Origin of the sequence: Acinetobacter sp. V89_4 (assembly GCF_029967875.1) — a bacterium.
GTDB classification, from domain to species: domain Bacteria; phylum Pseudomonadota; class Gammaproteobacteria; order Pseudomonadales; family Moraxellaceae; genus Acinetobacter; species Acinetobacter oleivorans.
The window spans coordinates 48,939-64,562 of sequence record NZ_JASCAI010000015.1; the positions used below are offsets into that span (position 1 = coordinate 48,939).

Below are 15,624 nucleotides of genomic sequence, written 5' to 3' on the forward strand. Positions count from 1 at the left end.
AGTTTGCTCTTTTTAAATTAGGTTCCTAACTCTGCTTCATGTAAGAAATGAGTGTGGTGTGGAGCACGTTTAGTTTTGCTCCATTCCTCTAGCATTTCAGCTTTCATTTCTTCAGTAATTTTTGCAATTTTTTCTTCAGCATGCACATCGTTATAAGTCAGTTCTAAACGATGGCCATTTGGATCGAAGAAGTAAATTGAGTGGAAAATGCCATGGTTGGTTACGCCCAAAACTTTCACGCCATTTTCTTCTAAATGTTGCTTCGCAGCCATTAGAGCATTTAAGTCTTCAACTTCAAAAGCAATATGTTGTACCCATTGAGGGGTATTTTCGTCTCGGCCCATGTCTGGTTGAGTTGGCAATTCAAAAAAAGCCAAAACATTGCCTTGACCTGCATCTAAGAATAAATGCATGTAAGGGTCAAAGGCTTTAGTTGAAGGCACATGGTCTTCAGCAAAAGCTAAAATGAAGTCCATGTTGAGCATTTTTTTATACCACTCAACAGTTTCTTTCGCATCCTTACAACGATATGCAACGTGATGTATTTTTTTAATGGCAAATGTCATATTAAAGCTCCTTTTTACTATTCCCAATCTGGTTGTTGTTCTGGCGCCGCGTTATAGAAGGCTGGGATAGACAAACAATGGTGATAAATCGATTCAATTTTTGGAAACGCAGATAAATCAATCTTGAAGCGTTTCGCGTTGTAAACCTGTGGAATCAGACAGCAATCAGCAATTGTTGCTTCGTTTCCAAAGCAAAATTGTCCGTTTGAATCTTGAAGTAGCTGTTCGAGATTTTGAAAGCCTTCAATAATCCAGTGCTGATACCAATAATTTTTTTGTTCGTCCGAAACATTTAAGTCATTTTTTAAATATTTCAGTACGCGTAAGTTGTTTAACGGGTGAATATCGCAAGCGATTGCTTGGGAAAAAGCACGGATTTTGGCTCTCTCTTGCACATCACTTGGAAGTAATTTGGTTTCTGGATATTGCTCATCCAGATATTCCAAAATACTTAACGATTGAGACAAGGTTAAATCGCCGTCAATTAATGTCGGAACCAGAGCACTGCGGTTTAACTTTAAATAGTCTTCGCTTTGCTGTTCATTTTTTACCAGATGAACTGGAACAGTCTCATAAGCTAAACCTTTAATGTTTAGACCAATTCGTACTCTGTAGGCTGCAGAGCTACGAAAGTAACTATACAGCTTCATAGTCTGGCTCCGAAGTTTCTGCAAAGTCGAACGTTAATGCAGGAAGAACCGTATTTCGAACTTCACCGAAGCCAATGCGAATACCATTTTTCTCACAGTGGCCTTTCATAATGAGTGTATCGCCGTCTTGTAAGAAACCACGAGTTTCACCATTGGCAAGTGTTAGAGGTTTGGTGGTGTTCCAAGTAAGCTCAAGCAAGCTGCCATAAGAGTCAGGTGTAGAACCTGAAATCGTACCTGAACCCATTAAGTCACCAACCTGAACGTTACAGCCGCCAATGGTGTGGTGAGTGAGCTGCTGAGACATAGACCAATACATATATTTGAAATTGGTTTTGCAGATTACGTCGCTTTGTGCCGATTTCGGACTTTGAATTTCAACACTCAAATTAATGTCGTAACTGTTGGCGATATTTTCTTGTAAATAAGCTAAAGGTTTAGGCTCTTGTTTTGGACCTTCAACTTTAAATGGCTCAAGTGCTTCAAGTGTTACCACCCAAGGTGAGATGGCACTGGCAAATGATTTTGAATTGAATGGACCTAGAGGCACATATTCCCATTGCTGGATATCGCGTGCTGACCAGTCATTAAGTAATACCATTCCAAAAATATGGTCCCACGCATTTTCAATCGAGATCGGTTGACCAAGCGCCGTTGGCTTACCAATAACAAATGCTGTTTCAAGTTCAAAATCGAGTTTACGCGATGCAGAAAAAACTGGGCGCTCTTCATTTGGAAGTTTAATTTGTCCAGATGGACGCACGACTTGAGTGCCGCTGACTACAACAGAGCTAGCACGACCGTTGTAACCAACAGGCAATTCAGTCCAGTTTGGCAGTAAAGCATTTTTTGGGTCACGGAACATACAGCCCACATTGGTTGCATGCTCTTTAGAAGAATAGAAATCGGTATAACCAGGCACCTGAAGAGGTAAATGCAAAGTAACGCTTTCTTGTTTAACTAAAACTTCTTGGCGTAATGCTTCATTTTCTTGAAGTGTTAAATTTTCAACTGAAAGAAGAGACTGTAGTGTCTTACGAACTTTTGACCAGTTGGCTTTGCCAGACTCGATAAATTTATTTAGTGTCGGTTGATTAAAGTATGTGTCTTGTTCTGAGAGTTTTAAAAGACCGTGCTTTTCAAGAGCAGCGAGATCAATCACCCAATCACCAATAGCTACACCAACCTGACGCTCGCCATCAGCTGTTTTGCTAAAAATACCATAAGGCAAATTATGAATAGTGAAATCTGATTGAGGTGAAACTTCAATAAAAGAGTTTAGTTTTTGTTCCATTTTCGCGTCCTTGTCTTTATCTCGGGTCTTATACAAATAAAAGTTCGGTCTAGGACTGAGCTACTCAATAAGTTTTTAACCTTTGCTTAGATCATCTGTCTTATGAGTTTGATATAGACCGAGCACAACCAATTGCTTCATGTCTCTATAATACTGAATTCATCAAATTACGCAATACATAATTTAATTACACATTTCATAATAATTGTCATTTCTTGTATTTTCTGTTTTCATTCGCGGTCATGAGAAAAGTCACGCAATTATTTTTTCATGAATATCTATGAAAGTTTGATCAATTTATGATATACGTAATTTATTGGAAAAAAATTACGTGACACGGATGAGAATAATCATATGTCAGCACAAGAGCAAGGAAACCTGAAACATGGTTTGAGTAATCGGCACATCCAGCTTATTGCATTGGGTGGGGCGATTGGCACAGGGCTTTTTCTTGGTATATCACAATCGATTAAATTAGCAGGTCCATCGGTCATCCTCGGTTATGCCATTGCAGGATTTATTGCTTTTTTAATGATGCGTCAGCTTGGTGAAATGGTGGTTGAAGAGCCAGTTAGTGGTTCTTTTAGTCATTTTGCCTATAAATATTGGGGACCATTTGCAGGGTTCATGTCAGGATGGAACTATTGGGTACTCAATGTGCTCGTCTGTATGGCAGAACTAAGTGCAATTGGTCTTTATATTCAATATTGGTGGCCGCAAATCCCAACGTGGGCATCTGCTTTAACCTTCTTTGTCTTAATTAATGGCATTAATTTGCTACATGTTAAGTTTTTTGGCGAAATGGAATTTTGGTTTTCTATTGTCAAAATCTTGGCGATTCTTGCAATGATTGGTTTTGGTTCATATTTACTTGCAACAGGCACGGCAGGTCCACAAGCAAGCATTTCGAACCTTTGGGCACTTGGTGGTTTCTTCCCATTTGGTGTTGAAGGCTTAGTCATGGCAATGGCGGTCATTATTTTTGCTTTTGGTGGTATCGAACTTTTCGGTATTACTGCGGCTGAAGCACGTGACCCTGATAAAACTTTACCTAAAGCTGTGAATCAAATTATTTACCGTATTTTGATTTTCTATATTGCGACACTTTTTGTTTTATTCTCGCTATTCCCATGGAACCAGATGGCACAAGGCGGAAGCCCATTTGTGATGGTATTTGCTTCTTTAGATAGCCAAGGGATCGCAACGTTGTTGAACTTTGTGATTTTGACTGCTGCTGTTTCAGTTTATAACGGTACAAGCTATTGCAGTAGCCGTATGTTGCTTGGTCTTGCACAACAAGGAAATGCGCCGAAAGTATTTGCACACATTAATAAACGCGGCATTCCAACCAATGCAGTGATCCTTTCTGCTGCTGTGACTATTTTATGTGTATTGTTAAATTATATTTTCCCTGAAAAAGCATTTGGTTTACTCATGATGCTTGTGGTTGCAGCTATTGTGATTAACTGGGTTGTAATTTCATGGACGCATTTAAAATTCCGCAAATATATGCAACGCCAAGGACAAACAACGAAGTTCCCAAGCTTCATGTATCCATTTAGCAACTATTTATGCATCGTATTTATGTTGGGCATTTTAATTGTGATGTCTTTAACACCAGATATGCGTGTTGCGGTCATGATGATTCCTGGCTGGATCTTATGTTTGATGGTGGCTTATCAATTTAAACGCCGAAAACTAAAAGCTGAGCAGTCTTTAACTGCTGTAGAAGCTGATATTTAATAACAGCGTAAGTTGTAAGTATCAAAAGGACGTATCTCATACGTCCTTTTTTATTTTTAAAATTTAACAACAGAAATTAAAGGACTTTATTATTGTTATAATATAACATTTGTTCAATTTAATGATGAGCAATCTTCCCATTTTTGGCGAAGATAGAGCATATTTATGAAACGTTATTTAGGTTTAATTTTATTATCTCTTACAGCGTGTAGTACTCAAACGCCCAAGCCAACAGCTCCTCTACACACCCACTCTTTGCCTCAGCCTTCTAAAACAGTGGTCAGGATAAAACAACAACCCGAAGATTATGTGGCTTGGATCGCAACCGCAGATCATGGACAGTCTGTACAAGCTTATAAGCAATTTCTTAAGCAAAAAGGGCTTGCCAATTTAGTTCCAGACCATGAGTTATTACGCTCGGCTCGCGATTGGCAAAAATGTGGAGTTGAACCCTATGCGGTGCCACCAAGAGAGATTTGGTCCAACATCGTTCCGACGCTTAGCATTTTAAAAGCATTAGTTGATGATGGGGTAATTAACGATTTTGAAGTGACATCGGCCTATCGAGCTTTATCTTTAAACCGTTGTGCAGGTGGTGCAGATGCTTCTCGACATGTCTTTAATGCAGCGCTTGATTTTCGAATTGGACCAGAACAGCCTACCGATTTAGACCAGTTTAATATTCAACAAACCAAAACTAAACTTTGTCAGTTCTGGGAAACCAAGGGCCAAGCACTTAATATGGGGCTAGGTGTTTATGCTTCGGGACAAATCCATATTGATAGCCAAGGATTCCGTTCATGGGGGCCTGACCATCACTATAGAACCTCAATTTGTCAGTAACTATAAAAGCAATTTTTTCAAAGACTAAGTGATTTGGCTTAAATAAAACTGGAATAAAAACTTGATTAATAGTTATGTTATAACATAACATTATTGTGGTTTAGAAATAGATTACGCCTGTGATCTGGCCATATTTAAATGGCCAGCCATGATCAGTTTAAATATTATTCAAAGAGATCAAGCCATGCGCACTGCAATCGCCAACTCATTTGCCAAGCTTCCCGTCACTGTTTTATCTGGCTTTTTGGGTGCAGGAAAGACCACATTACTCAACCATATTTTAAATAATCGTGAAGGTCGCCGTATTGCCGTGATTGTTAATGATATGTCTGAGGTGAATATTGATGCGGCATTAGTACGTGAAGGTGGGGCGGACCTTTCAAGAACAGATGAAAAGCTGGTTGAAATGAGTAATGGCTGTATCTGTTGTACGTTACGAGAAGATTTATTGGTTGAGGTGAGACGCTTAGCCGACGAAGGGCGCTTTGATCAATTGGTGATTGAGTCGACAGGCATTTCAGAACCACTGCCTGTTGCAGAAACCTTTACCTTTGAAGATGAAGATGGAAACTCACTCAATGAGTTTGCTCGACTCGACACCATGGTTACGGTAGTTGATGCTTTTAACTTTCTTAAAGATTACGGTTCAATCGACTCCCTACAAGAACGTGGTGAGTCGCTAGGCGAACAAGATGAGCGAACTGTGGTTGACCTTCTTATTGATCAGATTGAGTTTTGTGATGTGATTGTGCTCAATAAAATTGACTTGATTGATCAGGCTCAGCAAGACCAACTCATCGCGATTTTAAAAACTCTAAACCCGCGTGCTCGAATTGAAATTGCTCAATTTGGAAAGATCGCTTTAGATAAAATCTTAAATACACAATTATTCGATTTTGATGAAGCTGCACAAGCACCGGGATGGTTAAAAGAATTACGTGGAGAACATACGCCAGAGACTGAAGAGTATGGCATTAGTAGCTTTGTTTACCGTGCCCGCCGACCTTTCCATCCAGAGCGTTTTTATGATTTGGTACAGGCTGAATGGCCGGGTGTCGTTCGTTCTAAAGGTTTTTTCTGGTTGGCTGCTGAACCGACATTGGCTTACTCATGGTCACAAGCAGGTGCGATGGCACGGCACGGATTAGCAGGTTATTGGTGGGCCGCCGTTGCAGAAGAAGACTGGCCGAGTGACTTAGACAGCATCGAACAAATTAAAAAGGTTTGGGATGCTCAAACAGGTGATGCACGTCAGGAGCTGGTGTTAATTGGTATGCAAATGGATGAGCAAGCTTTAATAGAACGCTTAGACCGTTGTTTGTTAAGTGATGAAGAAATGGCTTTAGGACCACAAGCGTGGCAAAGCTGGTCGAATCCTTTTAAGCAAGATGATGAAACGATGTTGATCGCTTAATTAAAAAAGCCCCTATTTTAAAGGGGCTTATTTTTATAATTTGTCTTTAATGAAAATCTTTCGAATGTAGCTGTTAAGCGGTGTCGAATAATATTTTTCAATCGCTGCGCTAATGATGAAAGTTAGAATCAGATAGCCAATTAAAAGCATAATTTTGATGCTAGAGTCGGTTTGAGCCGGAATAAAGGCAACCTTTATAAGACCAAGCACCACCAGATGAAACAAATAAGTTTCATAACTTCTTTGCCCCAACCAGACCATCACTTTGGTAAATAGGTTATGCGCTTGTGTTCCAGAAGGATGTTGAAAACACAAAATCAGTAAGCCTGTGGCAAGAGCAAATAAGCTGATACCCCAAGTACTCACTTCTTTAATTGGTGCATATAAATAAAGAGCGACCATACTCAAAATAATCAACCATGAAAGAGGTTTTTTATAGTGCCAATTTGGCTGATATTTATGAGAGAAAATCGCTGTTAAACAGCCAATTGCTATGCCATCAAAGCTCGAAAAATAATGATATAAATAAGCGCCACTTTCTTCTCCAAAATGGAGAGATCTAAAATATGGCCCGTATAAAATGACTCCAATTAGTACTGCAATAAAGACTTTATTACTACGGGTGAGCAGGCACAATAATGGAAAAACAAAGTAAAAAACTTCTTCTACAGAGAGCGACCATAACACGCCCAAAGCGTAGTTTACCCAACCGAATTTAATAATCAGGATGTTCATCCAGAAGGTTAAAGCTGCAAATATGGTTATTGGATAGGAAACCTCAATACCATTGGGTGCTTGGTTCATAAAGGGTTTTAAGTCAAACGAACCGAGTATACTTACACCTAAAATGAGTAAAACCAGACACGGTAAAATACGCGCTGCCCGTCGGATATAAAAATGCTTGAGGTTAATTGCGAAGAATTGTTTGTCTCTTTTTAAGGTGTGATGGGTAATTAAAAAACCCGAGATCACAAAAAACATGGTCACGCCATAATTTCCGTTTCTTGCGATGACTGTGCTAAATGCTTCACCTAAGAAATCAAAGCCTAACCATGTATCTTTAAGTTTATAAGGAATATTAAAATGGTGTAAAAGAACCAAAAGGATAGACATTCCTCGAAGAATATCTATTTTATAATTACGCATTCGATGTGCTTCCAGTTTTATTAATATACTGTGTGGCAGAAGAATACTATCGATCAGTTATTTTAAACAAAAATTTTAAGCAGTATTTCGTAAATCAGAAAAGACGATACTTTTTACATCCTTGAATGGAGCACAGGCATAGCAGAAATAATTATTAAATAAATATTGATAAAGCCTTTATATATTTGAATTTCTCTACATAAAACTTTAAATTAGCTCTTATCGAGCTATGTTTATTTTTTAAACTTTTTAAAATCTATTTAATTCATAAATTAACATGTTGTATGTTGTTGTATATACATAGCATGTCAACTAAAATACCTTTTTGCCTGCCGCCTTTTTGAGTATTTGTTATGCCCAGAACATCAAAACAAGAACATGCTGAGCTTTCGATTGAAGCTGATAGTCCAGTTCCTTTATATCAACGCGTCAAACAGCTAATTTCACAAAAAATTTATGAAGGCTCGTGGGCTGTAAATAAAAAAATTCCTTCGGAAAGTGAGTTGGTCAATCAACTCGGTTGTAGCCGTATGACTGTAAACCGTGCGCTTCGTGAGTTAACGACAGAGGGCTTACTTGTTCGAATTCAAGGCGTTGGTTCGTTCGTAGCTGAAGGGCAAGGCCGAACTGCACTTTTTCAAATTAATAATATTGCCGATGAGATTATTGCACGAAACCATAAGCACCACGCTGAAGTTTTAGTCTTAGAACAAATTTATGCAAATGCAGAGCAAAGCGTGTTAATGCAAACTCGCGAAGGGCAAAGATTATTTCACTCGATTATTGTGCATTATGAAAATGATGTACCTGTTCAGGTCGAAGATCGTTTAGTCGACGCAGCGCTCATTCCAGATTATCTACAACAAGATTTTAAAACCATTACCCCAAATGCTTACCTCATGGCAAAAGCACCTGTGTCCGAAGGTGAGCATATTGTTGAGGCAGTTTTAGCATCTCCTCAAGAGTGTAAATGGTTGAAGATTACCAAAGCTGAACCATGCTTACTGATCCGTCGCCGCACATGGTCAAACAAGCAATTGATTTCAAGTGCGCGTTTGATTTATCCGGGCAGCCGCTATTATCTCGAAGGGAAATTTAACCCATGATTGAATTGATCAGGGCCGATCAATATACAAAAATGCTTTGGAAAAATGGTGCGGGTTTCACTTTAGAAATTGCTCGAAGCCAAGGGGATGCTGATTTCGATTGGCGTATTTCGATGGCAGATGTGACCACTTCTGGGCCATTTTCATTATTTCCTAATAAGCAGCGAATTATTAGTGTGCTTGATGGAAAAGGCTTGGTGCTGCATGTCGATGATCTTCCTGCCAAAACGCTGAACCAAGGCGATATTTTTGCTTTTCATGGCGAAAGTCAGGTTCAAAGTGAACTGGTAGACGGGGCAATTCTAGATTTAAATTTAATTTATGATCCTGCAAAGTTTCATGCTCGTTTTCAGTGGTTGAATGATGCAGCTGAGCAGGCATTTATTAGCTCGGCAGATCTGATTTTCATTTTTAATAGTGGTTCTGAAACGGAAGTAAATGTTGATGATTATTCCGTTCAGATTGCTGCTCACGAGACGCTAAAAATTGAGAGAAATGCTGGCGTGACACCGATCAGTTTTCTAAAAAAACAACTTAAAAGCTGCTATGTCATTGAGTTAATTCAACGATAAAAAGACATTATTTATTACTTAAAAAGCACATATCGATTTAAAAGATATGTGCTTTTTTTATGCCTTATATAAAAATAAATTAATTTAATTCATATGCTTATTAAGTTTTTTTAAAAAAATATGAGTAACCCTCTTCACGCCGTAAAATATTTGTGTAGTATATGGATGTATATACAAGTTAATACATTACTATACAAATGCAGAAACAAGTGATGTTCTGCTGATGTAAGCTCAAAGGAAGGAGTCCGCCTGTGACAACAACGACAACAAAATTTCGTGATGTAGAAATTCGTGCACCACGTGGCACTGAATTAACGGCTAAGAGTTGGTTAACTGAAGCCCCATTACGTATGTTGATGAATAACCTTGATCCGGACGTTGCAGAAAACCCGAAAGAGTTGGTTGTATACGGTGGTATTGGCCGTGCAGCACGAAACTGGGAATGTTTCGACAAAATTGTAGATACTTTAAAAAATCTTGAAACTGACGAAACTTTATTAGTTCAATCAGGCAAACCAGTCGGCGTATTTAAAACTCATAAAGATGCACCACGCGTTTTAATTGCAAACTCAAACCTTGTACCGCACTGGGCAAACTGGGAACACTTTAACGAATTAGATGCAAAAGCACTCGCAATGTACGGTCAAATGACAGCGGGTTCTTGGATCTACATCGGTAGCCAAGGCATTGTGCAAGGTACTTATGAAACTTTCGTTGAAGCTGGCCGCCAACATTACAATGGTGATTTAAACGGTCGTTGGGTTCTTACTGCTGGTTTAGGCGGTATGGGTGGCGCTCAGCCTTTAGCTGCAACACTTGCAGGGGCTTGTTCTTTAAACATCGAATGTCAGCAAGCAAGTATCGATTTCCGTTTACGTACTCGTTATGTAGATGAACAAGCAACTGATTTAGACGATGCTTTAGCGCGTATTGATCGTTACACCAAAGAAGGCAAGGTTATTTCAATTGCACTTCATGGCAATGCTGCAGAAATTTTACCTGAGCTTGTTCGCCGTGGTGTACGTCCTGACATGGTAACCGACCAAACAAGTGCACACGATCCACTCAATGGCTACCTACCAGTAGGCTGGACTTGGGATGAATATCGTGAACGTGCCAAAACTGAACCAGAAGCTGTTGTAAAAGCTGCAAAACAGTCGATGGCGAAACACGTACAAGCGATGCTCGATTTCCAAAAAATGGGTGTTCCAACATTTGACTACGGTAATAACATCCGTCAAATGGCGAAAGAAGAAGGCGTAGAAAACGCTTTTGATTTCCCTGGCTTCGTACCTGCATATATCCGTCCATTGTTCTGCCGTGGCATTGGTCCATTCCGTTGGGCAGCGCTTTCTGGTGACCCAGAAGACATTTATAAAACAGATGCCAAAGTTAAAGAGTTAATTCCTGATGATGAACATTTACATCACTGGTTAGACATGGCTCGTGAACGTATTAGCTTCCAAGGCTTACCAGCACGTATTTGTTGGGTTGGTCTAGGCTTACGTGCAAAACTTGGTTTGGCATTTAACGAAATGGTTCGTAGCGGTGAATTATCAGCTCCAGTTGTGATTGGTCGTGACCACTTAGACTCAGGTTCAGTTGCGAGTCCAAACCGTGAAACTGAAGCAATGCAAGATGGATCAGATGCAGTATCAGACTGGCCTTTATTAAACGCTTTGCTTAATACAGCAGGCGGCGCAACTTGGGTTTCTTTACACCATGGTGGTGGTGTAGGTATGGGCTTCTCTCAACACTCAGGCGTTGTGATTGTGTGTGACGGTACAGATGAAGCTGCTGCACGTATTGCTCGTGTACTGACCAATGACCCTGCAACAGGTGTTATGCGTCATGCCGATGCCGGTTATGAAATTGCGATTAACTGTGCGAAAGAGCAAGGCTTAAACTTGCCAATGATCACGCAATAAAAATACATGGAAGAACTGGCGGTGCTTTTTGCAATTGTGAAAAGCACTGTCTCAGCAGAATATAGTGCAAAAAATTAGGAAGCCAACATGGAATTACTGATCCAACCGGGAAAATTAACCTTAGCTGATTTACGTCAAGCTTACCTCAACCCGATTAAAGTTAAATTAGATGAAAGTGCTTCAGCTGCAATCAACGCAAGCGTGGCTTGTGTAGAACAGATTGTAAATGAAGGGCGTACAGCTTACGGCATTAACACAGGTTTTGGTTTACTTGCTTCAACCAAGATTGCTCCTGAAGATTTAGAAAAATTACAGCGTTCGTTAGTTCTTTCGCATGCAGCAGGTGTAGGTGAAGCACTTGATGATGCAATGGTTCGTTTAATTATTTTATTGAAAGCAAATAGCTTGGCACGTGGCTTCTCAGGTATTCGCCGTAAAGTGATTGATGCTTTGTTGGCTTTAATTAATGCTGAAGTTTATCCGCACATTCCTCTTAAAGGTTCAGTCGGCGCTTCAGGTGACTTGGCACCACTTGCACATATGTCTTTGATTTTGCTTGGTGAAAGTAAGGCACGTTATAAAGGTGAATGGTTGCCAGCAGTTGAAGCTTTAAAAATTGCAGGCTTAGAACCAATTTCTTTAGCAGCGAAAGAAGGCTTGGCACTTTTAAACGGTACACAAGTTTCGACTGCTTATGCTTTACGTGGCTTGTTTGAAGCTGAAGATTTATTTGCTGCTGCGACAGTTTGTGGTGGCTTAAGTGTTGAAGCAATGCTGGGTTCACGCTCACCGTTCGATGCACGTATTCATGAAGTACGTGGTCAACGTGGTCAAATTGATGTTGCGGCGGCTTATCGTGACTTATTGACGGATTCGAGTGAAATTGCACATTCACACGAAGACTGTAGCAAAGTTCAAGATCCGTATTCTTTACGTTGCCAACCACAGGTGATGGGTGCATGTCTAACTCAAATCCGTCAGGCTGCTGAAGTTTTAGAAATTGAAGCAAATGCGGTATCTGATAACCCACTTGTTTTCGCAGAACAAGGTGATGTGATTTCTGGTGGTAACTTCCACGCAGAACCTGTAGCAATGGCGGCAGATAATTTAGCATTGGCAATCGCAGAAATTGGTTCACTTTCAGAACGTCGTATTTCGATGATGATGGACCGTCACATGTCACAGCTTCCACCGTTCTTGGTTGCAAATGGCGGTGTGAACTCAGGTTTCATGATTGCACAAGTGACAGCAGCAGCTCTTGCGAGTGATAACAAAGCACTTGCACATCCGGCGAGTGTTGATAGTTTGCCAACTTCAGCGAATCAGGAAGACCATGTATCAATGGCTCCGAATGCAGGTAAACGTCTTTGGTATATGGCTGACAACGTCCGTGGCATTTTAGCTGTCGAATGGTTAGGCGCTTGTCAGGGTCTAGACTTCCGTGAAGGCTTAAAAAGCTCGCCTAAACTTGAACAAGCTCGTAAAATCTTGCGCGATCAAGTTCCTTACTACAGTGAAGACCGTTTCTTTGCTCCTGATATTGAACAAGCAAGTGAATTACTTTCGAGTGGCTGTTTAAACGAGTTACTTATTCCAAAACTACTCCCTAGTTTATCTGAAGTGTGATTGATAAAACGGTCACATGGAGTGGCCGAATCTAACTAAATTTCCTCAAGGATTGGAGATTATAATGTCACAAAACTCCACACTACAGCGGGGATTGAACACCCGCCATATTCGTTTCTTGGCATTGGGCTCAGCAATTGGAACTGGGCTTTTCTATGGTTCGGCTACCGCCATTAAAATGGCGGGGCCTTCAGTATTATTGGCGTATATCGTTGCAGGGATTGCAATTTATATCGTTATGCGCGCACTGGGTGAAATGGCTGTCCATAACCCAGTATCCGGTTCATTTAGCCACTATGCATCACAATACATTAGTCCTCTGGCAGGTTTTACGACAGGCTGGACTTATGTTTTTGAAATGGTGATTGTCGCGATTGCCGATGTCACCGCTTTTGGTATTTATATGGGGTTCTGGTATCCCGATGTGCCACGGTGGATCTGGATTTTATCTCTGATTATGTTCTTGGGTGCCATTAACCTGATTCACGTTAAAGTCTTTGGTGAACTCGAATTCTGGCTTTCCATCATTAAAGTTAGTGCCATTGTTGCCATGATTTTAGGTGGAATAGGCTTAATGTTCTATGGCTTCCACGCTGACCATAGCAGTGTGGTACCGGGTATTCAAAACTTATGGATTTATGATGGCTTTATGCCGCATGGCATTGCAGGCTTAGTTGCATGTTTATCTGTGGTTGTATTTGCTTTCGGTGGTATCGAAATTATCGGTTTAACTGCTGGCGAATCACAAGACCCTAAAACGACTTTGCCAAAAGCAATTAATGCTGTTCCAGTACGTATTTTACTTTTCTATGTACTGACCATTTTTGTTTTGATGTCGATTTTCCCATGGAATCAAATTGGTAGCCAAGGTAGTCCATTTGTACAAATTTTTGAAAATTTAGGCATTAAATCTGCCGCGAATATTCTAAATATTGTGGTGGTGACTGCTGCGATTTCGGCAATTAATAGTGATGTATTTGGCGCTGGTCGTATGCTTTATGGTATGGCAAATCGTGGTCAAGCACCTCGCATTTTCCAAAAATTATCGCGTAATGGTGTGCCTTGGATGACTGTTGTGGTTATGGCTGGCGTGTTGTTAATTGGTGTGGTGCTGAACTACCTGATTCCTGAAAATGTATTCATGATCATTGCATCAATTGCGACTTTTGCAACGGTTTGGGTATGGCTCATGATTTTGCTTTCGCAAGTTGCGATGCGCCGTAAATTATCTACTGCTGAAATTAAGGCACTTGATTTCCCTGTATGGGGTTGGCCAGTTGCACCTGCGTTCGCGATTGGTTTTATGGTGTTCATTTTAGTGATGATGGGTTATTTCCCTGATTCACGTCCTGCAATTTATGTCGGAATAACATGGCTTGCACTCTTAACTATTGCTTATCGCATATGGGTAAAACCACAGCAAAACTTGGGAAAGGAAAGTAATCCTATCCAGCAAAATGTTGAGATAGAAAGCTAACAAATGAACTGCCCAATGGTTTAACTATTGGGCAGTTTTGAGGAAAGGCTCATGAAAAAACTTTGGCAGAATTGCCACATAGCGACCATGCAAAATGGGCAATACTCCTACATTGAAGATGCTGCAATTGTCACAGAAGGGCATCTCATTCAGTGGATTGGAAAACAACAACAACTTCCTACCGACACATATTCCGAAACAGTTGACTTAAAAGGCGCTTGGGTTACCCCAGGGTTCATCGACTGCCATACGCATAGTGTATTTGGTGGCAACCGTAGTGTTGAGTTTGAAAAGCGCTTACAAGGTGTAAGTTATGCTGAAATTGCAGCAAGCGGTGGCGGTATTGCTAGTACAGTACGTGCAACGCGTGAAGCAAGCGAAGAACAACTATTAAATTCAGCACTTAAACGTATTCGTTGCATGCAACAAGACGGTGTAACCACCATCGAAATTAAGTCTGGTTACGGACTCAACTACGAAAACGAGCGCAAAATGCTGCGTGTGATCCGTCAAATTGGTGAAGCTTTACCAATGACGGTCAAAAGTACCTGTTTAGCTGCTCATGCTTTACCGCCAGAGTACAAAGACCAAAGCGATGCTTATATCGAGCATATCTGTACAGAAATGTTGCCTAAACTGCATGCTGAAGGTTTAGTCGATGCTGTAGATGCGTTCTGCGAGCATTTGGCATTTTCACCTGCTCAGGTCGAACGTGTTTTTAAAACAGCACAATCATTGGGTCTACCCGTTAAGCTTCATGCTGAACAGCTCTCATCGCTAGGTGGCTCAAGCTTGGCAGCACGTTATCATGCTTTGTCGGCTGACCATTTAGAGTACATGACCGAAGATGATGTCAAAGCAATGGCAGAGTCGGGTACGGTTGCTGTGTTACTACCAGGCGCCTTTTATCTATTACGTGAAACACAATACCCACCAATTGAAAGCCTGATTAAACATGGCGTGCGTATTGCTCTTTCGAGTGATTTAAATCCGGGCACATCTCCAGCACTTTCTGTACGTTTAATGCTGAACATGGGCAGTACGCTCTTCCGCTTAACGCCTGAGCAAGCATTAGCTGGTGTCACCATTCATGCTGCACAAGCGCTCGGTTTAGAGCAAACGCACGGCAGTTTGGAGCAGGGCAAAGTCGCTGACTTTGTGGCTTGGGATATTGAGCATCCATCTGAAATTGTTTACTGGCTTGGCGGCGATTTGCCTAAGCGAGTCGTTCAGCATGGACAAGAAGTTATTTTTTAAAC

General features: G+C 40.7%; 13 protein-coding genes. 9 read left to right on the top strand and 4 right to left on the bottom strand.

The genetic code is table 11. The features are described 5' to 3' along the window. Nucleotides 1-17: 17 nt before the first annotated feature. Genes QLG01_RS03350 through fahA form a run of 3 tightly spaced genes read right to left on the bottom strand, consistent with a single transcriptional unit; the run spans nucleotide 18 to nucleotide 2,510 of the window. Entirely contained in the window at nucleotides 18-566 is a 549-nt protein-coding gene (locus QLG01_RS03350; protein ID WP_004790185.1) for a VOC family protein, read from the bottom strand. Nucleotides 567-583: 17 nt separating this feature from the next. Next, complete coding sequence (maiA, locus tag QLG01_RS03355; RefSeq protein ID WP_004790182.1) at nucleotides 584-1,216, bottom strand: maleylacetoacetate isomerase; 633 nt, start codon at nucleotides 1,214-1,216, stop codon at nucleotides 584-586. After that, a complete protein-coding gene (gene fahA / locus QLG01_RS03360; RefSeq protein WP_282495829.1) occupies nucleotides 1,203-2,510 on the bottom strand; it encodes a fumarylacetoacetase in 1,308 nt (435 codons plus the stop codon). The genes maiA and fahA overlap by 14 nt, the downstream gene beginning before the upstream one ends. A gap of 354 nt (nucleotides 2,511-2,864) precedes the next feature. Between fahA and QLG01_RS03365 the strand changes: the two genes are divergently transcribed. From QLG01_RS03365 to zigA, 3 genes are all read left to right on the top strand, one after another. Then, the gene (locus tag QLG01_RS03365) at nucleotides 2,865-4,253 is read left to right on the top strand and encodes an amino acid permease (RefSeq protein ID WP_005300436.1); all 1,389 of its coding nucleotides are present in this window, start codon (nucleotides 2,865-2,867) and stop codon (nucleotides 4,251-4,253) included. Between the two features lie 165 nt (nucleotides 4,254-4,418). Further along, a complete protein-coding gene (locus QLG01_RS03370; protein WP_282495830.1) occupies nucleotides 4,419-5,096 on the top strand; it encodes a D-Ala-D-Ala carboxypeptidase family metallohydrolase in 678 nt (225 codons plus the stop codon). A gap of 148 nt (nucleotides 5,097-5,244) precedes the next feature. Beyond that, the gene (gene zigA, locus QLG01_RS03375) at nucleotides 5,245-6,510 is read left to right on the top strand and encodes a zinc metallochaperone GTPase ZigA (protein ID WP_282495832.1); all 1,266 of its coding nucleotides are present in this window, start codon (nucleotides 5,245-5,247) and stop codon (nucleotides 6,508-6,510) included. Nucleotides 6,511-6,543: 33 nt separating this feature from the next. Here the strand turns inward: zigA and QLG01_RS03380 are convergent, their stop codons facing one another. Beyond that, complete coding sequence (locus QLG01_RS03380; RefSeq protein WP_282495834.1) at nucleotides 6,544-7,656, bottom strand: acyltransferase; 1,113 nt, start codon at nucleotides 7,654-7,656, stop codon at nucleotides 6,544-6,546. Nucleotides 7,657-8,009: 353 nt separating this feature from the next. Here QLG01_RS03380 and hutC point away from each other — a divergent pair, with 353 nt between their 5' ends. The 6 genes from hutC (at nucleotide 8,010) to hutI (ending at nucleotide 15,622) form a co-directional block, all read left to right on the top strand. Then, a complete protein-coding gene (gene hutC, locus QLG01_RS03385) occupies nucleotides 8,010-8,762 on the top strand; it encodes a histidine utilization repressor (RefSeq protein ID WP_005066641.1) in 753 nt (250 codons plus the stop codon). Beyond that, complete coding sequence (locus QLG01_RS03390; RefSeq protein WP_282495837.1) at nucleotides 8,759-9,334, top strand: HutD family protein; 576 nt, start codon at nucleotides 8,759-8,761, stop codon at nucleotides 9,332-9,334. Before hutC ends, QLG01_RS03390 begins: the two co-directional genes overlap by 4 nt. 251 nt (nucleotides 9,335-9,585) lie before the next feature. Continuing rightward, nucleotides 9,586-11,262, top strand: coding sequence for a urocanate hydratase (gene hutU / locus QLG01_RS03395; protein ID WP_005300451.1), 1,677 nt, complete (start codon nucleotides 9,586-9,588; stop codon nucleotides 11,260-11,262). 87 nt (nucleotides 11,263-11,349) lie between these two features. Then, a complete protein-coding gene (hutH, locus tag QLG01_RS03400) occupies nucleotides 11,350-12,888 on the top strand; it encodes a histidine ammonia-lyase (protein WP_005300454.1) in 1,539 nt (512 codons plus the stop codon). Between the two features lie 64 nt (nucleotides 12,889-12,952). Continuing rightward, nucleotides 12,953-14,365, top strand: coding sequence for an amino acid permease (locus QLG01_RS03405; protein WP_005300457.1), 1,413 nt, complete (start codon nucleotides 12,953-12,955; stop codon nucleotides 14,363-14,365). 51 nt (nucleotides 14,366-14,416) lie between these two features. Next, nucleotides 14,417-15,622, top strand: coding sequence for an imidazolonepropionase (gene hutI / locus QLG01_RS03410; RefSeq protein ID WP_005300460.1), 1,206 nt, complete (start codon nucleotides 14,417-14,419; stop codon nucleotides 15,620-15,622). Nucleotides 15,623-15,624 lie beyond the last annotated feature (2 nt).